Consider the following 25,237-nt stretch of genomic DNA (forward strand, 5'->3'; position numbering starts at 1 on the left):
GCATTCCCACGAGGATAAAGAACATGAAAGTACTGATCACCGGCGGCGCCGGCTTTCTCGGCCAGCGTCTCGCGCGCAAGCTGCTCGAGCGCGGCGAACTGGCCGGCCCAGACGGCCGCCGCGAGAAGATCGACGAGCTGGTGCTGCTCGACGTCGTCGCAGGCAGCGATTTCCGCGACGCACGCGTGACGTCGATCGTCGGCGACATCGCCGATCGCGCGGTGCTCGAAAGCGCGATCGACACGCACACCGGCGCGATCTTCCACCTCGCGGCGATCGTCAGCGGGCAGGCCGAAGCGGATTTCGATCTCGGCATGCGGATCAACCTCGACGCGTCGCGCACGCTGCTCGAAGTGTGCCGCGCGCGCGGCCACCAGCCGCGCGTCGTGTTCACGAGCTCCGTCGCGGTCTATGGCGGCACGCTGCCGGACATCGTGCAGGACGACACCGCGCTGAACCCGCAATCGTCGTACGGCGCCGAGAAGGCGATCGCCGAACTGCTGCTGTGCGACTACGCGCGGCGCGGCTTCGTCGATGGCCGCGTGCTGCGGTTGCCGACGATCAGCGTGCGGCCGGGCCGCCCGAACGCGGCTGCGTCGTCGTTCGCGAGCGGCATCATCCGCGAGCCGCTGAACGGTGAGGAAAGCGTATGCCCGGTGCCGGGTTCGACGCGGCTGTGGCTGCTGTCGCCGCGCGGCGCGATCGAGGCGCTCGTCGCGGGCTGCGAGATCGACAGCGCGAAGCTCGGCAACAAACGCGTGATCAACCTGCCCGGCCTGTCGGTATCGGTCGACGAAATGATCGCGGCCCTGCGCGACGTCGCGGGCGACGACGTCGTGAAGCTGATCCGCCATGTGCCGGACGAGCGCGTCGAGAAGATCGTCGGCAGCTGGCCGGGCCGCTGGGATACGTCGCGTGCGCAAGCGCTCGGGCTGAAGGGCGATACGTCGTTCGCGGACGTGATCCGCAGCCATCTCGCCGACGAACGGCGCTGATGCCCGCGCCGGCGGCCGCGCGGGCACCGGCGCCCCGGTCGCATCAACGCGGCCGGGCGGATTCGCCGATGGGCAACGACGCGCGTTGCGTTCCGCCCGACCGGTTCGCCGAACCGGCCGCCCACTGCCACGCGAGCAGGCCCGGCAGATAAAACAGCAGGTCGCGCACGCGGCGGGCGCCGGCCAGTGCGAGACAGGTCGGCGGGTCGAACCCGAGCAGCCCGCCGATCAGCACGAACCCGCCCTCCTGCACACCGAGGCCGCCCGGCATCAGGAACGCGATGCTGCTCACGAGCTGGATCAACGCCTCGATCGCGAGCGCCTGCGCAAAGGTCGGCTCCGCACCGAGGAAATACAGCGCCAGCCAGATTTCCAGCGCGTAGCCCACGAACTGCAACGTCTGCCAGATCGCGAGATAGCGCACGACGATGCCGGTCCTTCTCCAGATCATCCGGATCGACTGATCGGTGCGCGCCGATTCGCCGACCAGCGCCACCACCTTGCCGCTCGTGACGCGGTTGAGCACGCGCATCGCGCGTTCGAACGGCCGCGCATGCTGCACCAGCGCGAACAGCAGCAGCACCGGCACCAGCGCGGCCATGCCGATCGCGAGATTCGCGGCCACCCGCGCGGCGTCGGACGACACATGCTCAAGCACGTAGCCGATCGCAACCAGCGCGAACACGAGCTGACTGATCAGCGTCAGCTGCATGTCGGCGACGAGGCTGGCGACGGCGGTTGCCGGCCGCACGCCCGCCTGCCGCAGCAGGCCGAACGACACGATCTCGCCGCCGATCCGCGCGACCGGCAACAAGCCGTTGATCGATTCGCGAATCCACACGAGCTTCAGCATCGTCGCGAACGACGGCCGGCGCGGGCCGCGGATCAGCATCCGCCAGTCCCACGCATTCGCCAGCATCGGCAGGATGTGGGCCAGTGCCGCGAGCAACAGCCCCGCGCCGGCGACCTGCAGGCGATGCAGGACTGCCAGCGGATGCTCGTGCCAGATCAGCCATACGGCGAGCGCGAGCCCGCCCAGCGCCGCCACCTGCCCCACATGGCGCAGGCGTGCGTCGCCCCGCGCGGCGTTCCGCTCCGCAGCATCCACGCCGGGGTTCGTCCGTGTCGTCATGATTCGCTCGCGGGCGACAGCAGGCCTTCCCGGTCGACGCGAAAGCGCGTGCCGCGCCACACGACATGCGACGAGAAGAAGCTCGACACGAACACGAAGAACTGCAGGAGATCGACGAACGGCAGCCACAGCGCGCCGCGCAGGCCCGCGCCGGTCGCCCGGCTCGTTCTCAGCATCAGCAGCGCCCGCGCGCCGAGCGCCGAGGCCATCAGCCCGCACGTGGCGGTCGTGCCGCCGGAGAACAACAGCGCCAGCAGCGCCAGCGGCACCGGGTGCATCAACACCGAGCCGGCGTGACCGAGCCGGTCCGCCGCGCGGATCGTGCAGCTCCAGCGCAACTCGTGTGCGTACAGCTTCGCGAACGTCTCCTCGACACACGCATGCCCGACGACGAACGGCGGAACGACGACCTGCGCGCCCGCCTGCCGCACCGCCTCGCCCAACGCATGATCCTCGGCAAGGTGATGCGCGAAACGCGTGAGCCCGCCGATGCGTTCGAGCGTCGCGCGCGTGATCGCAATCGTCTGGCCAAAGCAGGGCCGTGCGCGCCCGATGAAGAGCCCGGTAATGACGCCCGGCAGGAAATGGTAGTTCGTCATCGCGACGGCGATACCGGGCCAGAAGCCCGGCGATGCGATGCCGCGATACACGCTCGTCACGATGCCGACATCCGGCTGCTGCAGCGCGCCGACGACGGCGCGCAAATAATCGCGCTCGACCAGCACGTCGCTGTCGGCGAGACAGAGCACCGAATACTCCGCGTGTTCGAGCATGTTCACGAGATTGGCGATCTTGCGGTTCGGCCCGTACAGCCGCGCATCGGCGACGACCTTGATGTTCGCGTCCGGGTAGCGCGCACGCAGCGTCTCGACGGCCGCGAGGGCCTTGTCGTTCGCATCGTGCACGCCGAACAGGTGCTGGACCGGCCCCGGATAATTCTGCACGAAGAAGCTTTCGAGATGCTGTACGAGCTGCCACTCGTCGCCGTGCAGCGGCTTCGCGACGGTGACGCCCGGATAATCGCGCGGCTCGGCCGCCGCCCGGGAAAAGAACCGGCCGACCAGCACGCTCGCCGTGATCGTGTATGCAATGCCCAGTAATACGCCCAGCCCGCAGACGATCGACACTGCCCCGGCCAGCGCGCTCAGCACATGCAGCAAAACCATGCTTCTCCCCAGTGGTGACCCGTACGTCCGTGGCACCCGGAAGCCGCCGCGCGCACGCGGGTTCACCCGTGCGCGCCGCCGTATCGATTCCCGTGGAGCCGGATGTGAAGGATGACCAAGCGACGGTACGCGCAATCAGATGACACAACTACCGTGCGGCGATCGATTCCTGTCACACACACGTAGCCGCACGCGAGCGCGGCCCGGAACGCGACATCGGCAAGCTTGCGGGCCGAAAGGATCGCGGTGGCGACCGCGATGACGACCCAGATGCGAAACGTCATCGTCGTGAAAAATGCTTCGGGTATGCGCCAGGCAAGCCACGACACCAGCACGAAACACTGAATGAACAGGCCGGCCAGCGCGGCGATCAGCAGGTGGGCGCGCCATCGCTCGATCGTCGAGGATGTCATGAGGAATGAATCTCCCGTACGGACGACTCGCGTCGATCGGCGATCGATTGGAAGGTCGCGGATTGACGGGCAAGCACGTGCGACTTGTGCCGGACATGCGTGACCCGGTTCGGGATCCGGGGAAGCGGAAAACAACCCGAGAACTGTTGTGGCCGATGGTAGCGGGATTAACTGCGGCAAACCTTAAGCCTTCTTCAGAATCGCGGGAAGCTTGATGCAGCACAATTACAATCCGTTGCACGGCATGCACGGTTGCACTCGTACAATCGCACCCACCTGCACCCGAATCGACCATGCGACTCCTCCTTGTTGAAGACGACGACCTGATCGGCAGCGGTCTCGAGATCAGCCTGAGCCAGGCCGGCTATCACGTCGACTGGTTGCGCGACGGTCGCGCGGCCGCCGCGGCGCTCGCGACGACGCGCTTCGCGCTCGTCGTGCTCGATCTCGGCCTGCCGGGAAAATCGGGCACGGAACTGCTGCGTGCGTTGCGAAACGCGGGCGACACGGTCCCCGTGCTGGTGCTGACCGCGCGCGGCACGGTGGCCGACCGGGTTCGCGGCCTCGACGACGGCGCGGACGACTATCTCGCGAAACCGTTCGAGCTGACCGAGGTGCTCGCCCGCTGCCGTGCGCTTGTGCGCCGGTCGCAGGGCCGCGCCGGCGACGAAATCGTGTGGCGCGACATCACGATCGACCTGACCGCCCACACGGTGACACGCGACGCATCGCGCATCGCACTGACCTCGCGCGAGTGGGCCATTCTGGTTCAGCTCGTCAGCCACCCGGGCGCGCCGCAGTCGCGCGCGCGTCTCGAAGACACCCTGTACGGCTGGCAGGAAGGCATCGAAAGCAATGTAATCGAGGTCCATATTTCGAATCTGCGCAAGAAGCTCGGCGCGGAACTGATCCGCACCGTCCGCGGCATCGGCTACGTTGTCGACCTCGCATGATCTCCCGGTCGATACGGCGCAGAGTTTCATCGATGGCGCTCGGCTGCGTGACCGTCGTATGGCTCGTCGCCGTATTCGGCAGCTTCCGCTACGCGACACGCGAGATCGGCGAATGGGAAGACGCCCGCCTCGTCGAATATGCGTCGCTGCTGGTCGATCTGTCGCCCGCCGACCTCGAGCGCCTCGCCCGTGTTCCGCCGGACGCACGCGTCGAACTGGATCGCGGCAACGCAAGATCCGGCCCTGAAACCGATGGCGATCGCCTGCCGCGCGACGTCCTGTTCGAGGTGCGCGACGCGCGAGGTAACGTGGTCGCGTCGAGCCTCCCGGCCGAAGCGGCCGGATTGCCGGATATCCGCAACCCGCGCGGCATCCCGGAAACGATCGTCATTCACGATGCGCGCTGGCGCACGCACACGTTGCGCGACAACGCGTCGGGGCGCTGGATACGCGTGATGGAGATCGCCAATACGCGCAGCGATCTGGCGACCGGCATCGCGCGCGGCATCGTCCTGCCGCTGATCGCTGCACTCCCGGTGCTGGCGCTCCTCCTCTGGTACCTGATCGGGCGCGGTCTCGCGCCGTTGAAAACGCTGTCGGCGCTGATCGGCGCGCGCGACGCGCGATCGCTCGAACCGCTCGGCATCGCCACCGTGCCGGACGAAGTGCGCGCGCTGGTCGACGCGATCGACCGCCTGCTGGCCAGGCTGCGGCAATCGATCGTGCGCGAGCGCGCGTTCACGTCCGACGCCGCGCACGAACTCAAGACGCCGCTGGCCGCGATCAAGGTCCAGGCCCAGGTGGCGATCGCGACCGACGATCCGGCTTGCAAGCAGCTGGCGATGCAGCGGGTCGTTCAAGGCGTCGACCGCAGCGCGCGGCTCGCCGAGCAGTTGCTGCTGCTCGCGCGGCTCGACGAGTACGAGTGCATTCCGACGCACGCCGTCGTCGTTCGCGAACTCGTCGATGCCGCCGTCGATCGCCATCTCGCGAAGGCATCGGACAAGGCCATCGACCTCGTGGCCGGCACCGTGTCCGGACAGGCGATCGAGGCCGATCCGATCCTGATCGGCATCCTGCTCGACAACCTCGTCGACAACGCCATCAAGTACGGCCGTCAAGGCGGCCGCATCGAACTCGCCGTGCATGACGACGGCGCGCTGCAACGCATCGTCGTGCGCGACGACGGCCCGGGCGTCGCGCTCGACGAGCACGAGCGGCTCGGCGACCGCTTCTATCGCGGCAGCGGCGCGCAGTCGCCCGGCAGCGGACTCGGGCTATCGATCGTTACGCGCATCGCACAGTACTTCGGCGGCACCGTGCAGTTCGGAGCCGGCATCGGCGGCCAGGGCCTCGGCGTCGCGATTGCGCTGCCGTCGGCGGACGCGGGCGGATCGGTGCCGGCCGGCACGCCCGACGACGGATCGTCGCGCGCGATGCCGCGCGCTTAACGTTTCGTTAAGGATGCGGCAGTAGAATCCACCCGACCCATACCGTCCCCGTCGTCCGCCAGGAGTCTTCATGCCCACGCCCGCCCGATATGACACCGTTGCACGCTTGCTTCACTGGCTGATCGTCGCACTCGTCGTCGCGCAGTATGCGATCGGCTGGACGATGCCCGACGTGCATCGCGATACGCAGCCCATCGGCCTGATCGCCGCGCACCTCCTCGTGGGAACCGCGCTGCTCGCCGCGATGGCTTGTCGCGTGCTGTGGCGCGCGACGCATCGCCCGCCCGCGAGCGACCTGCCGCCCGCGATGCGCGCGCTGTCGGGTGTCACGCATGTCGCGCTCTACGCGCTGCTGATCGCGGTGCCGCTGCTCGGCTGGATCAACGCGTCGTCGCGCGCATGGGGCGTGACGCTGTTCGGGATCGTGCCGTTGCCCGCGCTGTCGGCGGCCGGCTCCGGATTCGGCCACGCGATGGGCGACGTGCACGGCGTCCTCGCATGGGTGCTGTTCGGCGGCATTTGCCTGCACGTCGCAGCCGCGCTGGCGCATCGCTTCGTGCTGCGCGATCAGGTCGTGCAGCGCATGATGCCCTGGTGATTGCCACGCTGACGGCACGGCATGCCATCGCGCGCATGAACCGGGTTGCCGCCGAGGCCGATACCGTCTTCGTTGCGCTTCATCGCGCGAACGACGCACCCGACGCTCGCATGCGGCTGACGAGATGATCGCGGCGCCGCGCGAAGCGGCGCGCGATGACGGGCAGCGCCGCCGGCGCCCTTTTTCCGCGTCGAGCGGCACCAACGGGTGCCGTCCTGCCGTGCCGAGAACACAGCGGCCTGAAGTCGCACAAGACCATATCGACACCTAGTTGCTGGTCTGCGCCGGCGTATCGGGGGCCGGTGCATGCGGTGCGGCAGCCGCCATCCGGGCCCGGTCCTGCTCGGCAAGCTTCGCTTGCGCCGCCTGGATGTCCGCCGGATACTCGCCTTCGTCACCCTTCGCCGGGTCGTACCCGGCTGCTTCCAGACGCATCAATTCGTTGCGCACCTGCGCGCGCGTCAGCGGTGCGGCCGATTGCGCGAAGGCCGACTGACCGACGATCGCGCCAATCATCGTCAGTACTGCGATATAGGTTTTCATCATGAACTCCTTCAATGTTCCGTATCGATCAACCTGGTTGAATGCCCGACCTGCAAACGCAGGCGGCTGCGTCAGCTTCCGAAATAGATCGTGCAGAAGCTCGCGGGGCCAACGCAGGCGGCAGAACCTTGGCGCGGCGACATCGTCGCCGGCTTGCCCGCGTCGGATGACGCGGCCGGATCGCTGCCGACCGCCGTGCCGGCCTGATGCTGCGGCATCCGTTCGACCTGCCGCTGGAACAGCGGGCTCACGTCCGGATACGACGTATCGGTCACGAAGCGCAGCCCGTTGTGTTCGGCATCGATCAGTTCCTGCCTGACCTGCGCGCGCGTCAATTCCTGTGCGGATGCTTGCGTCGCGATACCCGCAAGCGAAATCGCCGCCACCGCGGCAGCCACCAGCCAATGCGTGTTCATGTTCCACTCCTTGAGAAGTCAACGAGACGATGTGCTACACCCGTATGACGACGGAGCGCGTGCGTTTATTCCCGCGCGTCGCGCAGCCCGGATCACGCGGCTTCTCCGGCGCCGGGAATGCCGGGATGGACGTTCATGAAACTGTCATTCTTTCGTCAGCCGGCGTAACCTGACGTAACGCAGCGCCCGCCGCGCTTCGGGCAGACTGACGTCGCCCCCTACGGATCGCCCCTCGATCGACCATGTCCGTCGCTTACGACTATGCAGCCAGCCTGCTGCGCACGCTGTACGACCGCCATATCGACGGCGGCGCGGTGCTCGACACGGCCGCGTTTCCCGACGCCGAGCGTTTCGTCCGGGCGTGGACCGACATCCAGGCAGAGGCATTCGCCGTGGCGCGCGACATGCCGCGCATCCCGCGCTTTCACGAGATCATGCGCGAGCAGTACGACATCTCGGCCAACGACGCACGCGACTGGCGGATGTTCATCATGCAGGCGTACGGCCAACCGTTCCCGCGCAACCTGTCGCGCTGCCCGACCATCGCATCGATCGTTGCGGCGTCGCCGGACGTGCTGTCCGCATCGCTGTCGTTCCTCGCGCCCGGCAAGCACGTTCCACCGCATCGCGGGCCGTTTCGCGGCATCCTGCGTGGCTATCTCGTGCTGTCGATGCCGACGCGCGCGGACGGCACGCCGGCCGCCGTGCTGAAAATCGACGGCCACGAATACCGGCTCGAGGAAGGACGTTTCCTGCTGTGGGACGACACATTCATGCACGAGGTGTGGAACGACAGCGACGCCGTGCGGATCGTGCTGCTGCTCGATATCCGCCGGCGCGGGATGCCGCGCCTGCTCACGTGGCTGTCGAATGCGGTGATCGGCGTCGTGCGGCTCGGGATCAGGATGCGCGGGCGGTCGATTCCGGTCTAGGGCCTGTGAGCGCCACGGATTCCCGTCACGCCATGCACGGCGAATCGTCCTGCGCCATCTCAGTCAGGATCGACGTCAGCGCGCGAATCCTGGGTTGCGTCGCGCGCGGCGACGGGTACACGAGAAAATAACCGAGACCGTTGTCCACAACGTCGCCGAAGGGGGCCACCAGCGTCCCGGCCGCGAGCCGGTCCCGGGCCATGCGCGGGTCGCCGATCGCCACGCCGTGCCCCTGCTCGGCGGCAGTGAGCGTCAACTCGAGCGTGTCCAGCACGAGCCCGGCTTCCGGATCGACCTCCGTCGCGCCGACGGCGGCGAGCCAGCAGCGCCACTCTTCATGCCCGCGGGCGGGATGCAGCAAGGTGGCCTGCGCAAGGTCGTCGATCGATTTCAACGAAGCGGCCAGCGTGCCGGTACACATCGGCGTCAGCCGCTCTGCAAACAGCGGAACCGACACCATGCCGGCCCAGCGCCCGGCCCCGCGCACGACGATCGCGTCGACGTCGGTTCCGGCGAAATCCGGCGTGTCGTCCGCCGACGTCTGGATACGCAGTTCGGTCCGCGGGAGCGCGCGATTGATCGCCGGAAGACGCGGCAGCAGCCAGCGGATCGCGAAGGTCGACGGCAACCGCAGCGTGAGAACCGGAGCGACGCCGCTATGCGCCTCCGCGTGACGTGCCAGCCGCGTCAGGACGTCGACGGCCACCGTCAGCAACGCGCCGCCTTCCGCTGTGAGCGCCAGCCCCGACGCTTGTCGCACGAACAGCGCGCACTTGTAATGCGCTTCCAGTTGCTGCACCTGACGGCTCACCGCACCCTGTGTCCTGCACAGGTGATCGGCGGCCCGGCTGAAGCTGCCCAGTTCGGCGGCGGCGACGAATGCCTGGAACGCCGTCAATGGCGGCAGCGCTCGCGTGAGTTCGGCGAGCGGGTATGCACGGGCCGCATGCCCGGGTTGCGGATTTTTCGATTGTTCGGACATCGCTGCATCGCTATCGTGGTTGCGCCCGGTACGCATCGCCTGTCGCGGCCCGGCTCGTCAACAATCAGCGGAGAAAGAGAATGGTCTCGTCGTCGAAGGCACTATACACGCAGCAGGTCGACACCTACCTGAAGGCGCTCGAGCGCGGCGACGTCGAGTCGATCTGCGCGCTGTTCACGCCGGATGCACGGATTTTTTCTCCGTTTCTCGGCTGGATGCAGCCGAAGCCGTTCTTCGACAAGGTCGTTGCGGCATCCGGACAAAGCCGGATCACGGCGATCGACATCTGCGTCAGCGCGACCGGCGCACGACGGGCAACCGGTTACTTCGTCTACGACTGGGGGCTGAAGGACGGCACCGCCGTGCAATTCGAATGCGTCGACGTGTTCGAGTTCGACATCAACGGGCTCGTCGAGCGCATGGTCATCGTGTACGACACGCATCCGATCAGGGAGACGGTTGGCGACAAATATGCGTAGTACAACTTCCCGATAGCTGCGTGACGCACCTGCGTGTCGGCTCCGTCGTTCCCGGAAGGGGACGCGGTGTCACGACGCATGACACTGCGCGACATCCAGCCGATAGACGCCGCGTTTCGCCGCGCACCGGAACGGCGGGTCGATCGCCCGTATGTTCGTCAACTCCCAGCACACGTATCCGGCACACCATTGCTTGCCTTGCGAGCGTGCTTCGTCGGGTGTCCAGTCGTGCACGCCCACGACGTCGACCAACGCGAGCGCAACGCCGTCCGGATCTTCCTGCCCGTCCTCGCGCAGATAGATCGTGTTCTGCACCAGCACGAGGTCGGTCAACGGGATGGCCGGCGGCGCCCAGGAGCGGATTTCGACCTGCTTGCGTCCCGCGAGAATGTCGTCGACGGCGGGCGTGACGATCGACAGGGCCAGTCGTGGCATGACGGATATTTCCTGCAGTCAATTGGCATTCGTTGCGTGGCCGTCAGGCAACCTCTCGGTCAGGACAGGCGTGCAGCCACGGTCGGGGCACGATTGTTGCGGATTCGCCGAATCCTGTCGACGGGCACGGCGATCGCGTTGTCAAGGGCCGATGTCTTTCGACCCCGTTATGTCGCCGACGGCCTGCCGCCGACATTTGGCGCGGCCCTGAAACGCCCGGCGGATCGCCTAAACTACAGACCGTCCCTTCGCCTCTCTTCCGCCCCCGTCATGGCGCACCTCTTCTTCGCCGCGTCGATCCAGCGGCATATCGAAACGCCCGAGCGCGACGTCGATGCCCGCTCGGTCGGCGAGGCATTCGACACCGTTTTCAGCGAGCTGCCGCGCCTGCGCGGCTATATCCTCGACGACCAGGGTTCGCTGCGAAAGCACCTGTCGGTCTTCATCGACGGCCAGCCGATACGCGACCGGCAACGTCTGTCCGACGCGCTCGGGGATGCCAGCCGCGTTTACGTCGTGCAGGCGCTTTCCGGCGGGTAGGAACGAGGGATCTGCATTCGGGTTTTGCATGGCACCGCCAAGGACACGAGACATGAGCGATCGATTGCTAGTTGCCACCCGCAAGGGACTGTTCGTTCTGCAGCACGATGGCCACGGCGGCTGGTCGCTCGACGCGCCGCACTTCCCCGGCGAACCGGTCAGCATGACGCTGGCCGATCCGCGCGACGGCACGCTGTACGCCGCGCTCAATCTCGGCCATTTCGGCGTGAAGCTGCATCGCCGGCGGGCGGGCGCGTCCGACTGGGAAGAGTGCGCCGTGCCCGTCTACCCGCCGCAACCGGCCGACGAAGCGCCAGGGCGCAACGATACCGGCGCGGCCACGAACGACGAGGACGATGCGCCGCCCGCGCCACCGCGCGCCCCGTGGTCGCTTCAGCAGATCTGGTCGCTCGAAGCCGGCGGCGCCGACGAGCCGGGCGTGCTGTGGGCCGGCACGATTCCCGGCGGGCTGTTCCGCTCCGACGACGGCGGCCGTTCCTGGGCGCTCAACCGGGCATTGTGGGATCGCCCGGAGCGCGCCGAATGGGGCGGCGGCGGATACGATGCGCCGGGCATCCATTCGGTGATGGTCGATCCGCGCGACAGCCGGCACGTGACGATCGGCATCTCGTGCGGCGGCGTGTGGCAAACCACCGACGGCGGCGCGACATGGCGCGTGACCGCCGACAGCATGGAAGCCGACTACATGCCGCCCGAGCGGCGCGGCGAACCGAACATGCAGGACCCGCACCGCGTCGTGCAGTGCGCGGCCAACCCGGACGTGCTATGGACGCAGCATCACTGCGCGATCTTCCGCTCGACCGACGGCGCCGAACACTGGAGGCGGATCGACGCGCAACCGTCGAGCTTCGGCTTCGCGGTCGCCGTGCACCCGCGCGAACCGGACACCGCGTGGTTCGTGCCCGCCGTGAAGGACGCGTGCCGGATTCCGGTGGACGGGCGATTCGTCGTCACGCGCACGCGCGACGGCGGGCGCAGTTTCGAGCAATTCGCGAACGGGTTGCCGAGTGCGCCGGCGTACGACCTCGTGTATCGGCACGGGCTCGCGATCGATGACACCGGCACGCGCCTCGCGATGGGATCGACCACTGGCGGGTTATGGACGTCCGGTGACGGCGGCGAAAACTGGCGGTTGGTGTCTGCGCATTTGCCACCGGTTTATTGCGTCAGGTTCGGGTGACGGTGGGTGGGCGGGCCGGTCGACGGCCCACTTCGGGGCGTCGAAGCCGATTCAAAGTGCAGTGGCCCGCTCGTCGGGGAACGGCGCATCCGCAAGCAGCCCGATCGGGTCGCCGAATCGCTTACACTGCACGCCCGGCCTTTCATCACCCTGTCGCCATGCGATTTCTCCGGTCGTTTCCCGAGCGTTTCGACGCGGCGCCGCGCAGCCTGCGTGCGCTGCTTGCGTTCGCCGTCCTCGCCACCTCCGCCGCTGCACAGGGCGCCGTGCCACACACCGACGACGAGCCGTGCGGCAAGGTCGACGCCGGCTACGAACTCGACGACAGCATACAGGGTGCGTTCGGCTCGACCCAGCCCGTGACCGCCTGCATCGACGTGCTGCGCGGGCAGCCCGACGGCCCGCGGCGCCTGCGTATCTTCGTCGACGGCAAGCGCGTGCTGACGAACGACGCGATCGCGATGGGGCCGGGCGACGGCGGCATGATGGGCGACCCTTATCAGGGGCTCGACGTCAGCCACGGTTCGCTGATCGTGCGGAACGATGGCGGCGGCGGCCCCTTACGCTGGGGCGAAACCTGGCGCGTGACGACGCGCAACGGCCAATGGATCGTCGCGGGATGGGACGCGTACAGTTGGGACTTCCGCTGGGACGGCGGCGGCAGCAGCGAATCCCATACGAGCGTCAATGCGTTGACGGGAGACGTACATGACAGCCACGCACCGCTCCCTGGCGACGAAGCCCCCACGAAACGCGCGGCCCGCCGCACCTGCAAGCTGCCCGGCGTATGGCGCAGCCCGGCCGTCGCGCAGGTCGCGACGATACGCGACCGAAGCTGGCATTGCGACGCGACGCTCGCGAAGCCGATACGCGTCGTGGAATGACCGGCGCGGCACCCGCCTGCGCGTGATGCGCGGTGCGACCTTGCGTTCCCGCTCAGCCCCCTCCCCCCATCCGCCCCACCGCCTCCCGCGTCTGCGCAATCTCCGCCTCGAGCCAGTCCAGAAACGACCTGACCTGCGGCTCGCGCTCCCGCCCGGGCCGGCACAGCGCGACAAAACGCGCGCCCGCCATCCGCACCGACGGCTCGATCGGCGCCAATGCCCCATGCGCGACATGCTCGGCAGCCAGCACGGAGCTGAGCAGCGCGATGCCCTGCCCATGCAGTACCGCCTGCAACGCGTAATGCTCGTCGTCGTAGTGGCGAAACACCGCGCGCTCGAGCCACGCTTCGCGTCCAGCCGCGCGACACCACGACGCCCAGTCGACCGACACCGGCAGCGGCGTATCCCACACGGTCTCGATCAGGTCGAGCGGCTCGTCCGTGCAATGCGCGTCGAACCCGGCCGCCGCATACGCGCCGAAATACTCGTCGATCAGCGCAATCTCGTGCAGCGCCGGAAACGTGCGCGACGTTGCGCGAATCGCGAGATCGATCCGCGCATCGCGTTCGAGATCCGCGAGCGTGTTGCCGGTTTCGACCTTGACGTGCAGGTGCGGATCGACACGACGAAACCGGCCGAGGCGCGGAATCAGCCACATCGCGGCGAACGCGGGCGTGGTGGTCAGCACGAGCGTGCGCTCGCCGGTCGCCTCGGGCCGCACCGCGTCGAGCCCGCGGCTCAATGCGAGCAGTGCATCGTGACTCGCTCGGAACAGGCGCTCGCCTTCGTCCGTGAGTCTCACACCGCTCGCACCGCGCTCGAACAGCAGCACGCCGAGCCGGCTTTCGAGCGACTTGATCTGGTGCGACACGGCGGCCGGCGTCACGGACAGTTCGTCCGCGGCGGCCTTGAACGCGCCGAGCCGCGCCGACGACTCGAATACACGCAATGCAGTCAGGGGGATTTTCGAGAACACGGGGCCTCGCGGGCCGGATCGGGCCGGGTTGAATTCAATTGAATCCGGGTGAGATTAGGTGAATTGAAGCGGGCGTGCAACGCGAATAGCCTTGCGGGACGTCGCGGCACGGTGCCGCGGCGAGTGGCGTCCAACCGGAGCAACAACGTGCAAGGCCTACCGCGCAGGATCACGCAGGCGGTGCTCTACGAAGCAATCGCGATTTCCTGCATCTCGCCCGTGATCGCGGCGATCTTCAAGCAGGACCTCGTCTATTCGGGAGCGCTGTCGGCGACGATGTCGGCGATCGCGATGCTGTGGAACATGATCTTCAACGCGCTGTTCGAGCGCTGGGAAGCGTCGCGCCGGCAGCCGTCACGCACGCTCGGGCGGCGGATCCTGCATGCCACCGGATTCGAAGGTGGGCTGATCTTCATCCTGGTGCCCGTCGTGTCGTGGTGGCTCGCCATCTCGTGGCTCGACGCGTTCGTCTTCGACATCGGGTTGTTCGCGTTCTTCTTCTGTTACGCGTTCGTATTCCAGTGGATGTTCGATCGGGTGTTCGACGTACCGGCGGCGACGAAGGGGCCGTGAGCCGTACGCTCACGCACCGGTGGCGATTTTCGGCAATTGCCAGCCGAAGCGCACCGCCGCCATCCGCACCGCAAAGCATGCAACACCGCCCAGCACGGCCGCGACGATCGGCGGACAACCGAGCCGCCTGCACGACACGACGCACACCGCGCCGAGCAGCGCCGCGCTCGCATAAATATCCGTGACCAGGACGACCGGCACCCGCGCGAGCAGGACATCGCGAACGACCCCGCCGCCACAGCCGGTCACGGCGCCCATCAGCGTCGCGATGAACGGGTGAACCCGGAATTCGAGCGCCTTCACCGCGCCCGCGACCGCGAACAACGCGAGGCCGGCCGCATCGAGCGTCGTGAGCAGCGACGGAGAAAACGCGGCGACCCGCTCATGAAACACGAACGCGAACAGACCCGAAGCGAACGCGAGCGCCGGATAGCGCCAATCGCTCACGGCGCTCGGCGGCCGTGCGCCGATCAGCAGATCGCGGATTACGCCGCCGCCGAGCGCGACGACGAGCGACAACACCATGACCCCGAACAGGTCGAGTCCGGCACCGATCGCCGCATTGGCGCCCTCGTTCGCGAACACCACCGTGCCCGCGAGATCGGCGGCAAGCACCACTTGCTCGATGCGCTTCATGCGAAAGGGCCGTCGGGGTGCTGCGTCATCCGGTGGCGGCCTGTGTCGACACAAGCGGACATGCGGTTCAGCCGCCTGCCGTCTTCCTGTCGCCATCCGGATACCTCACACGCGTTGCGGATCATGGCCGCCTCCTCGATCGGGATCGAGCAGTCTAGCGCATCGGCCGCTTACCGTCGGGTCGCGCGTGAAGCCAAACGCAAAAAGCCGGCGGAAGCAGGATGTGCCCCCTGCTTCCGCCGGCTCGAAAGCGCGCCGGGCTTCCGGTCAGGACCGCGAAGCCCCGCGCACCTCGCTCAATGCACGCCGAGATAAGCCTTCACCGCCGGCAGGCCCGGCTTGCCGTCGAGCGTCGTCACGCCCGCGAGCCACTTGTCGAGCGCCTGCGGGTTCGCCTTCAGCCACTCGGCCGCCGCCTTGTTCGGATCTTCCTTGTTCATGATCGGCACCATCACGTGGTTCTCGATCGACGTCGTGAACTGCAGGTTCGACACGAACTTCGCGACGTTCGGGCAGCGCTGCGAGTAGTCGGGCGGCGTCGCCGTGAGCACCTTCGCTTCGCCGTAGTTCGGGCCGAACACGTCGTCGCCGCCGGTCAGGTAGTCGATCTTCATCTGCACGTTCATCGGATGCGGTTCCCAGCCGAGGAACACGATCCACTGCTTGTTGCGGATCGCGCGATTCACCTCGACCAGCATTCCGGCCTCGCTCGACTCGACCAGCTTGAACTTGCCGAGACCGAACTGGTTGCCGTCGATCATCTTCTTGATCAGCGCATTGCCGTCGTTACCCGGTTCGATCCCGTAGAGCTTGCCGTTCAGCTTGTCCGCGTATTTTTGAATATCCGCGAACGACTTCAGGCCGCCCTGGTACACGTAGTCAGGCACCGCGAGCGTGTATTTCGCGCCGGTCAGGTTCGGCGTCGAGAGCACCTTGATCGTGCCGGCCTTCGTGAACGGCTGGATGATCGGGTCCATCGTCGGCGACCAGTAGCCGAGGAACACGTCGATCTGCTTGCTCTTGATGCCGGCGAACGTGATCGGCACCGATGCGATCGTCTTCGTCGGGCTGTAGCCGAGCCCCTCCAGCATCGTCGACGCAAGGCCCGTGGTCGCCGCGATGTCGGACCAGCCGACGTCCGCGAAGCGCACGTTCTTGCACACGGGCGGATCGGCCGCATACACGGCCGACATCGGCGCGGTTACCCCGATCCCGCACACGGCTGCGATCAATAGGCGCTTCATCTTGCTTCTCCTCAAAGTGATGTCGTTTGCTTGAATGCGGGATCGTTTATTGAAGCCGCGTGCCGCGATCCCGGCGGCGGCGCGGACCATCGGTTCGGTCAGCGCCCCGGCAACCGGCGCTCGTAGCTCGGCGCGTGGCCGAACTGCGCCCGGTAGGCCTTGCTGAAATGGCATGGCGAATGAAAACCGCAGACCGTCGTCACACGCGCGATCGACGCGTCGGTCGTGCGCAGCAGGTCGCGCGCGCGCTTCAGGCGCAGCGTCAGGTAATAGTGGGTGGGCGACACGTTCAGGTACACCTTGAACATGCGCTGCAGATGCCGCTGCGACAACCGCACGAGCCGCGCGAGCTCCTCGAGCGACAGCGGCTCCTCGATGTTCGCCTCCATCAATCGCACGACCTCGATCAGCTCCGCCCGCGAGAAGCCGACGCGCGCATCGACCGGAATCGGCTGCGTATCGGTCGAGCTGCGGATGCGCTCGAGGATGAACTGCTCGGAAACCTGCGCGGCCAGCTGCTGGCCGAACCGCGTGCCGACCAGGTTCAGCATCAGGTCGAGCGGCGCGGTGCCGCCGGTGCAGGTGAGCCGGTCGCGGTCGACGACGAACAATTCGTCGGCGAAGCCGACTTGCGGAAACTCGGCATGCAGCGCGGAGAGGTTCTCCCAGTGCACGGTGCAGCGATAGCCGTCGAGCAACCCGCTCGACATCAACGCATACGCGCCCGTGCAGATGCCGCCGAGCGGCAGACCGCGTTCGGCGAGCGCCGCGAGCGTATCGCGCGCGCCTTCGTCGACCACGTCGCGGATGTGGATGCCGCCGCACACGATCATCACGTCGGGCAGGTTCGTGTAGTCGAGCGCTTGCGTAGGCCGTACCGCGATGCCGTTACTGGCGTGCACCGGGCGGCCGTCGAGCGAGTAGATCGACCACTGGTAGTGATCGGCACGCCCGACGTAGTTCGCCATCCGAAGCACTTCGACCGCGCTCGAGAACGCGATCATCGAGAAGTTCGGCAGCGTCAGGAAGCCGAAATGGGCGAGGGACGAAACCGGTGAAACGCAGGCGGCGGGCGCGGCAGCGACGGCGGACGTCACATCGGTCTCCTGGCGAGGAGGTTGCAGGGGGCCAGCCCCGCGGCATACGCCGCGGAAGCCGTTACTCATTCTGGGTGCGCGGCCGGGGGCGCCGGCCGCCGGAGGTCAGGCCTGTGCGGGGGCGGCCTTCACGCGAAACAGCTGCTTGAGGCCCGAGAACAGCGGCGCCTTCACGGTGCCCGGGGCACGGCCGAAGCTTTCGGTGATGCGGTCGAGAATGATCGCGAGCAGCACGACCGACAGACCGCTTTCGAAACCGAGGCCGATGTCGAGGCGCTGGATACTGGCGAGCACGTCGTTGCCGAGGCCGCCCGCGCCGACCATCGACGCGATGATCACCATCGACAGCGCCATCATGATCGTCTGGTTCACGCCCTGCATGATCGACGGCAGCGCATTCGGGAACTGCACCTTGTACAGCAGCTGCCACGGCGTGCAGCCGAAGGCCTGGCCGGCTTCGACGATCTCGCGGTTCACGTGGCGGATACCGAGGCTCGTCAGTCGCACCGCAGGCGGCATCGCGAAGATCACCGTCGACAGGATCCCCGGCACGCGGCCGAGACCGAACAGCATGGCAGCCGGAATCAGGTAGACGAACGCAGGCATCGTCTGCATCAGGTCGAGGATCGGGCGCACGGTCGCGGCGACCCACTTGCTCTTCGCGGCCCAGATGCCCAGCGGGATGCCGAGCACGAGGCTGATGATCGTCGACGACAGCGTGAGGCCGAGCGTGATGACCGTCTGGTCCCAGAAGCCGGTCGCGAAGATCAGCAGCAGCGACGCGGTGGTGAACAGTGCGAAGCGCCAGCCCACCCGCCACAACCCGACGCCGATGAAGATGGCCATCATCATCCACATCGGGATCGCCTGCAGGCCGTGCTCGACGAATGCCGCGAGCCCCTCGATCGCCTGGCCGATCGTGTCGAACGTCTTGGCGTCGTGGTCGAGCAGATAGTGAACGGACTGGTCGACCCAGGTACCGAGCGGAATCATTTCAGACATGGGAACCTCGCGAGCGCGTGATGGCCTTCAGGATGAGCGCACGATCGACCGAGCCGCAGTAGCAGCCATCGTCGTCGACGACCGGCAGTGCATTCGGGCTCGCGACCACACGCGCGACGACATGTTCGAGCGACGCATCGCGCCGGATGCTTTCGATCGGCCGCACGGACGGCGTAGCCTGACCGATCGCATCGCGCGTGACGAAGCCGCGGATCTTGCGTTCGCCGTCGAGCACGAACGCGTATTCGGCACTGCCGTTCAGCGATGCCGCGACGTTCGCGGCATCGCACTTCGACATGGTCGGCACGGCGCCCGTCTGCATCAGGTCGCCGGCCGTCAGGTAGCGGCTGGTGTCGATGCCGTCGAAGAACGCGCGCACGTAATCGTCGGCCGGGTTCGCGATGATGTCCTGCGGCGTGCCGACCTGCACGAGACGGCCGCCCTCCATGATCGCGATGCGGTTGCCGATGCGCAGCGCTTCCTCCAGATCGTGCGACACGAACATGATCGTGCGGCGCTGTTCCTTCTGCAGTTGCAGCAGCACATCCTGCATTTCCCGGCGCTTGAGCGGATCGAGTGCGGAGAACGCCTCGTCCATGATCATCAGCGACGGGTTCACGGCCAGCGCGCGGGCGAGGCCGACGCGCTGCTGCATGCCGCCCGACAGCTCGGACGGCAGCTTCTGCGAAAACGGCGCGAGGCCGACCTGCTCGAGCACTTCCATCGCGCGGCGCTCGCGTTCCTTCCTGCTGACGCCCGCGACTTCCAGGCCGAATGCGGCATTCGACACCACGGAGCGGTGCGGCATCAGCGCGAACGACTGGAACACCATGCTCATGTCCTTGCGGCGCAGCGCGGTGAGCGCCGAGCGGCGCGCCGACGCAACGTCGAGCCCGTCGATCATCACTTTGCCCGCGCTCGGGTCGACGAGGCGGTTCACGAGGCGGATCAGCGTGGATTTGCCGGAGCCGGACAGGCCCATCAGCACGAAAATTTCGCCTTCCTGCACATCGAAGGAAACGTTGTGCACGCCGACGACCTGGCCGGTGCGCTTGAGCACGTCATCCTTCGTCGCACCGGCGGCGAGCATGTCGAGCGCCTGCTGCGGGTTACTTCCAAATACCTTGCACAGACCTTCGACTACGACCTTGGGGGCATCCATCGAAACCTTCTCCTCGTGTAGCGGGGACTCACGCGTGTCACTCAACGTGCCTACATAGTTGCCAGAAAAAACCCCGACCTGCCGACGAATTACGACAAACGCTTGCGCAAATACGACACGGCCTCCAGCCCCGCCGGGCGGCCCGCAGCACGCGGCGGCACCCGATTGCGGCGGCGCAATACGCGCAAGGCCAGCAACGACGGGCATCACGCGCCTGACTTGTGCGCAGCAGCGCGGCGCATATCGCGTCGCGCTCTGCGCCAATTCGCATCGGGCACGCGTCGCTTTACGACAATTTCACGTCCGATCGCGCGCCGATCTGCTCAGACGAAAGCGCATCGCCTCCACCCGTAAAAAGCATGACCGTGCAAAAAACCGCGCGACGACACCGGACGGCGCATGCCGCGATACCGCGTCAACCCGGAAAATCCGCGACGACCGCTGTGATACATTCCCCGCCAACAGGCTGATCGCGACGCAGGCCGCCACGCGGCCACCATGGTCAGCCGCGCATGCCGGTTCGCCTGCCGGCCATGCCGATACCGCCTCGATCGGCACACATCCGATCGCAGGCCGATAACGATACGAGAGAGGGAGCAAGGCGAAATGAACTGGGCTTTTACCGCAATCGGCTTCATCGTGGGCGGGATTGCCGCATGGATCGGGAATTTCTCCGCCGTCTACGGCGCACTGCTCGGCGCCGCGATCGGGTTCTGCCTCGACAACACGCGGCAACAGCGCAAGCGCAAGGCCAAGGGCGCGACACCCGACACGTTCGCGATGCAGGCACCTCCCGCCCAGCCGCCGGTTCCGCTGGCCGAGCGCGTCGCGCGCCTCGAAGCGACCGTCGAGACGCTGACGCGCGAAGTCGCGTCGCTGCGCGGCCAGCTCGCCGGCGCGAAGGCCGGTTCGGCCACGACTGACGCGGCAGTGCACACACCCACCGGCACGGCCGCTGCATCTGCCCCGCCATCCGCACCCGTCCCGCCTGCGGCCGCCCTGCCGCCGCGCGCGCCTGCCCAGCCGGCCGCCGCACGCACCGCCGCACCGGCGATCGCATCGGCGCCGGCTCCCGCGCCGGTTCGCGCCGCCACGCCTGCGCCGCCACCGGCCGCCGCGATCCGCGCGAGCGAAATGCCGGCCGCCCCGGCTCCCGCACCGTCAGCGCCCCCCGCACCGCCCAAGCCGCGCGAACCCGACATCGCCGAGCGCGCATTCCGCGCCGCGCGCGACTGGCTGCTCGGCGGCAACACGGTCGTGCGCGTCGGGATCATCGTGCTGTTCTTCGGCGTCGCATTCCTGCTCAAGTACGCGGCCGACAACAACATGCTGCCGATCGAATTCCGCCTCGCGGGGACCGCGCTTGCCGCGGCCGCGCTGCTCGCGATCGGCTGGCGCGTGCGTGCGCGCCGCGCGGCGTACGGGCTCGTGCTGCAGGGAGGCGGTGTCGGCATCCTGTACCTGACGATCTTCGCCGCGACCAAGCTGTACGCGCTGCTGCCCGTCGGCGCCGCGTTCCCGCTGATGGTCGCGGTGTGCGCGCTGAGCGCGTTCCTCGCGGTGCGGCAGAACGCGCTGCCGCTCGCGTTCATGGGCACCGCGGGCGGTTTTCTCGCGCCGGTGCTGCTGTCGACCGGCCAGGGGAACCATGTCGCGCTGTTCAGCTACTACGCGCTGCTGAACGCGGGCATCTTCGCGATCGCCTGGTTCAAGGCGTGGCGTCCGCTGAACCTGCTCGGCTTCGTGTTCACGTTCACGATCGGCTCGGCGTGGGGCGTGACGGCCTACCGCCCCGCGCTGTTCGCGAGCACCGAACCGTTCCTCATCCTGTTCTTCCTGATGTATGTCGGCATCGCGCTGCTGTATGCGGTGAAGCGCGAGCTCGCGCTGCGGCACTACGTGGACGGCACGCTCGTGTTCGGCACGCCGATCGTCGCGACCGCGCTGCAGGCGTCGCTCGTGAAGGACATGCCGTTCGGGCTCGCGTGGAGCGCCGTCGCGCTATCGGCGTTCTACGTCGCGGTCACCGCGTGGCTCGCGCGGCGCCGCGACCGCCTCGCGCTGCTGTTCGAATCCACGCTCGCGCTCGCGGTGATCTTCGCGACGCTGGCGGTGCCGCTCGCGTTCTCGGGCCCGACGACCAGCGCGGCGTGGGCGATCGAAGGCGCGGCCGTCGTCTGGCTCGGCGTGCGCGAGAAGCGCATGCTGCGGTTCGGCTTCGGCCTGCTGATGCAGGTTGCCGCGGCCGGCGCGTTCTTCACGAGCCTGCTCGGGCCGGCCGACGCCGCCGCGCTGCCGGTGCTCAACAGCCCGTACATCGCGATGCTGCTGATCGCGCTCGCCGGCCTGTTCACCGGCTGGTGGCTGCACGGGCGCGGCGAAGCGCGCGCGTGGCATGCATGGATGCCCGAGATCGGTGCCGCCGCCGCCGCGTGGGGGCTGCTGTGGTGGGTGAGCGGCGGCCTGCACGAGATCCTCGTGTACGCGAGCCGTCACGTCGACCTGCATGCCGACCGCTTCGTCGTCGATACGACTGCGCTGTTCGCGGCCGGCACCGCGTGGCTCGCGCATGTCGCGCGCCGCCGGCTCGCGTGGCCGCTCGCCGAATGGCCCGCACTCGCGCTGACGCCGGTACTGGCGCTGCTCGCGCTGCGTGCGTTCGATGCACACGAAGCGCCGCTGTCGGGGATGGGCGCGTTCGCGTGGCCGGTCGCCGTCGGCGCGGGCCTTGCGCTGCTGTGGCGCCAGTCGCGCGGCACGGCAGGCGCCGATTCCGCGAAAGGCGCGGCGCCCGGCGTCGCGCAATCCATTTCGGCAGGCATCGTCGCGCCGCTGCATACGCTGATGTTCTGGACCGTGTGCGGGCTGCTGTCGCTCGAAGGCTTCTGGCGCCTGCGCGCGTACGTGCCCGAAGGCGCGTGGAGCTGGAGCGCGTGGGCCTACGGCTTCGGTGCGCTGCTCCTGCTGGTGTCGGGCCCCGGCTCGCGGCTGCGCTGGCCCATCGCGGCGTTTCCGCGTGCGTACCAGGTGTGGGGCGCGGCACCGCTCGCCGCACTGCTGTGGCTGTGGAGCCTCGCCAGCGTGATCAGCGACGGCAATGCGGCGCCGCTCTTCTGGCTGCCGCTGCTCAACCCGCTCGACATCGCGCAGTGCCTGGTGTTCGTCGCGTTCGCCGTGTGGCTGCGCCGGCTGCGGACGCTCGGCATCGCGTGGCATCCGCGCGTCGTCGACTACGCGGCCATCGCCACCGTGTTCCTGTGGTTCAACGCACTGATGCTGCGCACGCTGCATCATCGTTTCCATCTGGTCTACGACATCGACACCGTGCTGTCGTCGTTCGGCATCCAGCAGGTGTTCATGGTCGGCTGGAGCCTGTTTGCGTTCGCCGGGATGTGGCTGACGCGTCGCGACGGCATCGCCCGCGTGTGCGCGCTCGCGTCGCTGCCGCTCATCGTCGTGATGTGGGTGTGGACCTTCTACGCGAACTTCACGCAGGACGGCGGAAGCTGGGCGCGCGTGCCGCTCTTCAACCCGCTCGACCTCGTGCTCGTGGTGGTCTACGCGCTCGCCGCGTCGTGGTTCGTGCGCGCACGCAAGCTCGGCTGGTCGTTCGGCAAATATCGCGTCGAGCTGCTGAGTGCGGCCGGTGCGACCGCGTTCCTGTGGCTGAACGCGATCCTGCTGCGCACGCTGCATCACTGGGCCGGCGTGCCGTACGAACTCGGCGCGATGGCGGAATCGACGCTCGTGCAGGCGTCGGTGTCCGTGTACTGGACGCTCTGCGCGCTCGCGATCACGATCTGGGCCACACGCCGCGGGCTGCGTCCGCTGTGGTTCGTCGGCGCCGCGCTGCTCGCGCTCACGGTCGTCAAGCTGTTCCTGTTCGACCTGTCGCACGTCGCCGGCATCGAGCGCATCGTGTCGTTCATCGGCATCGGCGTGCTGCTGCTGTTGATCGGCTATTTCTCGCCGCTGCCGCCGAAGGCCGCCGCGCAGCAGGACGACAACGCATGAAACGACTCGCCGCCCTGCTCGGATTGAGCCTGCTCGCGTCGTTCGCGGCCGCCGACGGCACGCCGGGCGCCGGGCACATCCCGCAGCGCTTCTCGCTCGACCTCGACGGCGCCGCCGCTTATTACCAGCTCACCGTGCCGCAGCCCGTCTACGCGGCGAGCCGGCGCGACGATCTCGGCGACCTGCGCATCTTCAACGGCGCGGGCGAGCCGGTGCCGTATTCGCTCGACGCACCCGCGGCGGCCGCGCCCACCGTCCCGCCGAAACGCACGCCGGTGCACTGGTTTCCGCTGCCGCCCGCCCGTGCCGACAACGGCAACGCGACGCTTGGCGTGACGGTCGGCCCGGACGGCGCGCTGCGCGCAGGGGTCGCCGCACCGGTGCGCGCGAAGCACGGCGCGGATCTCGTCGACCTGTCGCATGCGGACGGCGACATCGACGCGCTGCTGGTGCACGTGGGCGACGACAGCTACCAGGGGCGTGTCGCCGTCGAAGCCAGCGACGACCTGCGTAGCTGGCGATCGCTCGGCAGCACGCAGTTGCTGAAGGTCGGCCACGGCGACACCATGCTGGTGCAGGAACGCATCGCACTCGAAGGCGCGTCGCCGCGCTACCTGCGGCTCGACTGGCTCGACGGCGCGCCCGCGGTGACGTCGATCGACGTCGAGACGCACCCTAGCGATGCGCACGGGACCGACACCGCGTCCGTCCCGCGCCAATGGCGCGACGCCGTGCGGGTGCGGGCCGGCGGTTCGCCCGGCGAATACCTGTTCGACACCGATGGCGCGTATCCGGTCGACCGCGTGCGGATCGACCTGCCGCAGCCGAACACCGTCGCGCGGGCGACACTGCAGAGCCGCGCCGACGCGCAGGCGCCGTGGCGCGACGTCGCGGGCGCCGTGCTGTTCCGGCTGCAGGGCAAGGCCGGCGAGCAGCGCAATCCGCCGCTCGAATTCGCGGCGAATACGGATCGCGCGTGGCGGATCGTCGTCGACATACGCAACGGCGGATTCGGCGGTGGCCAGCCGGCCGTCGCGATCGGCTGGCATCCGGCCGCGCTGACGTTCGTCGCGCGCGGCACGCCGCCGTTTACGCTCGGCGTCGGTGACGCGTCGCTCGTATCGTCGGCCGTGAGCCGCGACGCGTTGCTGGTCGGCATGGCGCCCGAAGTGCGGCCGGCGCGCGTCGGCCCGGCGTTGCCGGTATCGGCGGTCACGCCGGCGCCGGCGGTCGATACGGACGCACCGCGCCGCTACGTGCTGTGGGGCGCGCTGGTCGTCGCGGTCGGCGTGCTCGGCACGATTGCATGGCGCCTCGCGAAAGGCGGTGGCGATGCACGCGGCCGCGACGAGTGACGAGTAACGACGCGCGGTCATGCGCGCCCCCGTCGCCCGTCTTTACGCGCCGTTTATC

The 25,237-nt window shown here is 68.0% G+C and carries 25 protein-coding genes and 1 pseudogene; 13 read left to right on the plus strand and 13 right to left on the minus strand.

What is annotated here, in order from left to right:
• Positions 1-23 precede the first annotated feature (23 nt).
• Positions 24-995 (plus strand): D-erythronate dehydrogenase, encoded by a 972-nt coding sequence (gene denD / locus HWX36_RS22090; RefSeq protein ID WP_175954704.1) that lies wholly within the window; start codon positions 24-26, stop codon positions 993-995.
• Positions 996-1,038: 43 nt separating this feature from the next.
• Here the strand turns inward: denD and HWX36_RS22095 are convergent, their stop codons facing one another.
• The 3 genes from HWX36_RS22095 to HWX36_RS22105 form a co-directional block, all read right to left on the minus strand.
• Positions 1,039-2,127, minus strand: coding sequence for a lysylphosphatidylglycerol synthase domain-containing protein (locus HWX36_RS22095; RefSeq protein ID WP_175954707.1), 1,089 nt, complete (start codon positions 2,125-2,127; stop codon positions 1,039-1,041).
• Entirely contained in the window at positions 2,124-3,293 is a 1,170-nt protein-coding gene (gene hpnI / locus HWX36_RS22100; protein ID WP_175954709.1) for a bacteriohopanetetrol glucosamine biosynthesis glycosyltransferase HpnI, read from the minus strand. Before hpnI ends, HWX36_RS22095 begins: the two co-directional genes overlap by 4 nt.
• Positions 3,294-3,355: 62 nt before the next feature.
• Positions 3,356-3,706 (minus strand): hypothetical protein, encoded by a 351-nt coding sequence (locus HWX36_RS22105; RefSeq protein ID WP_175954711.1) that lies wholly within the window; start codon positions 3,704-3,706, stop codon positions 3,356-3,358.
• Positions 3,707-3,999: 293 nt separating this feature from the next.
• On the opposite strand from HWX36_RS22105, the gene HWX36_RS22110 reads away from it, so the two are divergent.
• The 4 genes from HWX36_RS22110 to HWX36_RS37670 all read left to right on the plus strand — a co-directional run bounded on the left by HWX36_RS22110 (position 4,000) and on the right by HWX36_RS37670 (position 6,836).
• The gene (locus HWX36_RS22110) at positions 4,000-4,659 is read left to right on the plus strand and encodes a response regulator (RefSeq protein WP_175954713.1); all 660 of its coding nucleotides are present in this window, start codon (positions 4,000-4,002) and stop codon (positions 4,657-4,659) included.
• A gap of 32 nt (positions 4,660-4,691) precedes the next feature.
• Positions 4,692-6,110 (plus strand): ATP-binding protein, encoded by a 1,419-nt coding sequence (locus tag HWX36_RS22115; protein WP_244136491.1) that lies wholly within the window; start codon positions 4,692-4,694, stop codon positions 6,108-6,110.
• A 70-nt stretch (positions 6,111-6,180) separates the two neighbouring features.
• Positions 6,181-6,708 carry a cytochrome b gene (locus tag HWX36_RS22120; RefSeq protein WP_175954718.1) on the plus strand — a complete coding sequence of 176 codons (528 nt, stop codon included), beginning with the start codon at positions 6,181-6,183 and terminating at the stop codon, positions 6,706-6,708.
• Positions 6,705-6,836 (plus strand): hypothetical protein, encoded by a 132-nt coding sequence (locus HWX36_RS37670; RefSeq protein WP_279613393.1) that lies wholly within the window; start codon positions 6,705-6,707, stop codon positions 6,834-6,836. Before HWX36_RS22120 ends, HWX36_RS37670 begins: the two co-directional genes overlap by 4 nt.
• A gap of 139 nt (positions 6,837-6,975) precedes the next feature.
• Here HWX36_RS37670 and HWX36_RS22125 read toward each other — a convergent pair whose 3' ends face one another.
• Both HWX36_RS22125 and HWX36_RS22130 read right to left on the minus strand, forming a co-directional pair.
• On the minus strand, positions 6,976-7,251 hold the full coding sequence (locus HWX36_RS22125; RefSeq protein WP_175954720.1) for a DUF4148 domain-containing protein: 276 nt from the start codon (positions 7,249-7,251) through the stop codon (positions 6,976-6,978).
• 71 nt (positions 7,252-7,322) lie between these two features.
• Positions 7,323-7,667 carry a DUF4148 domain-containing protein gene (locus tag HWX36_RS22130; protein WP_175954722.1) on the minus strand — a complete coding sequence of 115 codons (345 nt, stop codon included), beginning with the start codon at positions 7,665-7,667 and terminating at the stop codon, positions 7,323-7,325.
• A gap of 242 nt (positions 7,668-7,909) precedes the next feature.
• On the opposite strand from HWX36_RS22130, the gene HWX36_RS22135 reads away from it, so the two are divergent.
• On the plus strand, positions 7,910-8,599 hold the full coding sequence (locus tag HWX36_RS22135) for an aspartyl/asparaginyl beta-hydroxylase domain-containing protein (RefSeq protein WP_175954724.1): 690 nt from the start codon (positions 7,910-7,912) through the stop codon (positions 8,597-8,599).
• A gap of 25 nt (positions 8,600-8,624) precedes the next feature.
• Here the strand turns inward: HWX36_RS22135 and HWX36_RS22140 are convergent, their stop codons facing one another.
• Positions 8,625-9,581 carry a LysR substrate-binding domain-containing protein gene (locus HWX36_RS22140; RefSeq protein ID WP_175954725.1) on the minus strand — a complete coding sequence of 319 codons (957 nt, stop codon included), beginning with the start codon at positions 9,579-9,581 and terminating at the stop codon, positions 8,625-8,627.
• Between the two features lie 80 nt (positions 9,582-9,661).
• Here HWX36_RS22140 and HWX36_RS22145 point away from each other — a divergent pair, with 80 nt between their 5' ends.
• On the plus strand, positions 9,662-10,060 hold the full coding sequence (locus tag HWX36_RS22145; RefSeq protein ID WP_175954727.1) for a nuclear transport factor 2 family protein: 399 nt from the start codon (positions 9,662-9,664) through the stop codon (positions 10,058-10,060).
• A gap of 69 nt (positions 10,061-10,129) precedes the next feature.
• Here HWX36_RS22145 and HWX36_RS22150 read toward each other — a convergent pair whose 3' ends face one another.
• The gene (locus HWX36_RS22150) at positions 10,130-10,495 is read right to left on the minus strand and encodes an ASCH domain-containing protein (protein ID WP_175954730.1); all 366 of its coding nucleotides are present in this window, start codon (positions 10,493-10,495) and stop codon (positions 10,130-10,132) included.
• A 270-nt stretch (positions 10,496-10,765) separates the two neighbouring features.
• On the opposite strand from HWX36_RS22150, the gene HWX36_RS22155 reads away from it, so the two are divergent.
• The 3 genes from HWX36_RS22155 (at position 10,766) to HWX36_RS22165 (ending at position 13,120) form a co-directional block, all read left to right on the plus strand.
• Positions 10,766-11,035 (plus strand): MoaD/ThiS family protein, encoded by a 270-nt coding sequence (locus HWX36_RS22155; protein ID WP_175954732.1) that lies wholly within the window; start codon positions 10,766-10,768, stop codon positions 11,033-11,035.
• 52 nt (positions 11,036-11,087) lie between these two features.
• Positions 11,088-12,236 (plus strand): exo-alpha-sialidase, encoded by a 1,149-nt coding sequence (locus HWX36_RS22160; protein WP_175954734.1) that lies wholly within the window; start codon positions 11,088-11,090, stop codon positions 12,234-12,236.
• 158 nt (positions 12,237-12,394) lie between these two features.
• Complete coding sequence (locus tag HWX36_RS22165) at positions 12,395-13,120, plus strand: hypothetical protein (RefSeq protein ID WP_175954737.1); 726 nt, start codon at positions 12,395-12,397, stop codon at positions 13,118-13,120.
• A gap of 52 nt (positions 13,121-13,172) precedes the next feature.
• Here HWX36_RS22165 and HWX36_RS22170 read toward each other — a convergent pair whose 3' ends face one another.
• Positions 13,173-14,096: a LysR substrate-binding domain-containing protein gene (locus HWX36_RS22170; RefSeq protein WP_175954739.1), complete on the minus strand. Its 924-nt coding sequence runs from the start codon at positions 14,094-14,096 to the stop codon at positions 13,173-13,175.
• Positions 14,097-14,243: 147 nt separating this feature from the next.
• Here HWX36_RS22170 and HWX36_RS22175 point away from each other — a divergent pair, with 147 nt between their 5' ends.
• Entirely contained in the window at positions 14,244-14,669 is a 426-nt protein-coding gene (locus tag HWX36_RS22175) for a PACE efflux transporter (protein WP_175954741.1), read from the plus strand.
• A gap of 9 nt (positions 14,670-14,678) precedes the next feature.
• On the opposite strand, the gene HWX36_RS22180 is transcribed toward HWX36_RS22175, so the two are convergent.
• The 5 genes and pseudogenes from HWX36_RS22180 to HWX36_RS22200 form a co-directional block, all read right to left on the minus strand.
• A complete protein-coding gene (locus HWX36_RS22180; RefSeq protein ID WP_175954744.1) occupies positions 14,679-15,305 on the minus strand; it encodes a trimeric intracellular cation channel family protein in 627 nt (208 codons plus the stop codon).
• Between the two features lie 296 nt (positions 15,306-15,601).
• Positions 15,602-16,549 (minus strand): choline ABC transporter substrate-binding protein, encoded by a 948-nt coding sequence (locus HWX36_RS22185; RefSeq protein WP_175954746.1) that lies wholly within the window; start codon positions 16,547-16,549, stop codon positions 15,602-15,604.
• A gap of 98 nt (positions 16,550-16,647) precedes the next feature.
• On the minus strand, positions 16,648-17,646 hold the full coding sequence (locus HWX36_RS22190) for a GlxA family transcriptional regulator (RefSeq protein ID WP_175954748.1): 999 nt from the start codon (positions 17,644-17,646) through the stop codon (positions 16,648-16,650).
• A gap of 105 nt (positions 17,647-17,751) precedes the next feature.
• A complete protein-coding gene (gene choW / locus HWX36_RS22195; protein ID WP_175954750.1) occupies positions 17,752-18,648 on the minus strand; it encodes a choline ABC transporter permease subunit in 897 nt (298 codons plus the stop codon).
• A pseudogene (locus HWX36_RS22200) lies at positions 18,641-19,934 on the minus strand (glycine betaine/L-proline ABC transporter ATP-binding protein); the annotation flags it as partial. The pseudogene HWX36_RS22200 and the gene choW, both read right to left, overlap by 8 nt.
• A gap of 482 nt (positions 19,935-20,416) precedes the next feature.
• Between HWX36_RS22200 and HWX36_RS22205 the strand changes: the two are divergent.
• Positions 20,417-23,824, plus strand: coding sequence for a DUF2339 domain-containing protein (locus HWX36_RS22205; RefSeq protein WP_175954751.1), 3,408 nt, complete (start codon positions 20,417-20,419; stop codon positions 23,822-23,824).
• The gene (locus HWX36_RS22210) at positions 23,821-25,179 is read left to right on the plus strand and encodes a DUF3999 domain-containing protein (RefSeq protein ID WP_175954753.1); all 1,359 of its coding nucleotides are present in this window, start codon (positions 23,821-23,823) and stop codon (positions 25,177-25,179) included. The genes HWX36_RS22205 and HWX36_RS22210 overlap by 4 nt, the downstream gene beginning before the upstream one ends.
• Positions 25,180-25,237: the final 58 nt, after the last annotated feature.

This window comes from Burkholderia sp. BCC0405 (assembly GCF_902833075.1).
Classification (GTDB): Bacteria; Pseudomonadota; Gammaproteobacteria; order Burkholderiales; family Burkholderiaceae; genus Burkholderia.

Excerpts from the sequence above, each read along its gene's own strand:
- denD (WP_175954704.1), top strand. The coding sequence starts at position 24 with ATGAAAGTACTGATCACCGGCGGCGCCGGCTTTCTCGGCCAGCGTCTC.
- HWX36_RS22095 (WP_175954707.1), bottom strand. The coding sequence starts at position 2,127 with ATGACGACACGGACGAACCCCGGCGTGGATGCTGCGGAGCGGAACGCC.
- hpnI (WP_175954709.1), bottom strand. The coding sequence starts at position 3,293 with ATGGTTTTGCTGCATGTGCTGAGCGCGCTGGCCGGGGCAGTGTCGATC.
- HWX36_RS22105 (WP_175954711.1), bottom strand. The coding sequence starts at position 3,706 with ATGACATCCTCGACGATCGAGCGATGGCGCGCCCACCTGCTGATCGCC.
- HWX36_RS22110 (WP_175954713.1), top strand. The coding sequence starts at position 4,000 with ATGCGACTCCTCCTTGTTGAAGACGACGACCTGATCGGCAGCGGTCTC.
- HWX36_RS22115 (WP_244136491.1), top strand. The coding sequence starts at position 4,692 with ATGGCGCTCGGCTGCGTGACCGTCGTATGGCTCGTCGCCGTATTCGGC.
- HWX36_RS22120 (WP_175954718.1), top strand. The coding sequence starts at position 6,181 with ATGCCCACGCCCGCCCGATATGACACCGTTGCACGCTTGCTTCACTGG.
- HWX36_RS22125 (WP_175954720.1), bottom strand. The coding sequence starts at position 7,251 with ATGAAAACCTATATCGCAGTACTGACGATGATTGGCGCGATCGTCGGT.
- HWX36_RS22130 (WP_175954722.1), bottom strand. The coding sequence starts at position 7,667 with ATGAACACGCATTGGCTGGTGGCTGCCGCGGTGGCGGCGATTTCGCTT.
- HWX36_RS22135 (WP_175954724.1), top strand. The coding sequence starts at position 7,910 with ATGTCCGTCGCTTACGACTATGCAGCCAGCCTGCTGCGCACGCTGTAC.
- HWX36_RS22140 (WP_175954725.1), bottom strand. The coding sequence starts at position 9,581 with ATGTCCGAACAATCGAAAAATCCGCAACCCGGGCATGCGGCCCGTGCA.
- HWX36_RS22145 (WP_175954727.1), top strand. The coding sequence starts at position 9,662 with ATGGTCTCGTCGTCGAAGGCACTATACACGCAGCAGGTCGACACCTAC.
- HWX36_RS22150 (WP_175954730.1), bottom strand. The coding sequence starts at position 10,495 with ATGCCACGACTGGCCCTGTCGATCGTCACGCCCGCCGTCGACGACATT.
- HWX36_RS22155 (WP_175954732.1), top strand. The coding sequence starts at position 10,766 with ATGGCGCACCTCTTCTTCGCCGCGTCGATCCAGCGGCATATCGAAACG.
- HWX36_RS22160 (WP_175954734.1), top strand. The coding sequence starts at position 11,088 with ATGAGCGATCGATTGCTAGTTGCCACCCGCAAGGGACTGTTCGTTCTG.
- HWX36_RS22165 (WP_175954737.1), top strand. The coding sequence starts at position 12,395 with ATGCGATTTCTCCGGTCGTTTCCCGAGCGTTTCGACGCGGCGCCGCGC.
- HWX36_RS22180 (WP_175954744.1), bottom strand. The coding sequence starts at position 15,305 with ATGAAGCGCATCGAGCAAGTGGTGCTTGCCGCCGATCTCGCGGGCACG.
- HWX36_RS22185 (WP_175954746.1), bottom strand. The coding sequence starts at position 16,549 with ATGAAGCGCCTATTGATCGCAGCCGTGTGCGGGATCGGGGTAACCGCG.
- choW (WP_175954750.1), bottom strand. The coding sequence starts at position 18,648 with ATGTCTGAAATGATTCCGCTCGGTACCTGGGTCGACCAGTCCGTTCAC.
- HWX36_RS22205 (WP_175954751.1), top strand. The coding sequence starts at position 20,417 with ATGAACTGGGCTTTTACCGCAATCGGCTTCATCGTGGGCGGGATTGCC.
- HWX36_RS22210 (WP_175954753.1), top strand. The coding sequence starts at position 23,821 with ATGAAACGACTCGCCGCCCTGCTCGGATTGAGCCTGCTCGCGTCGTTC.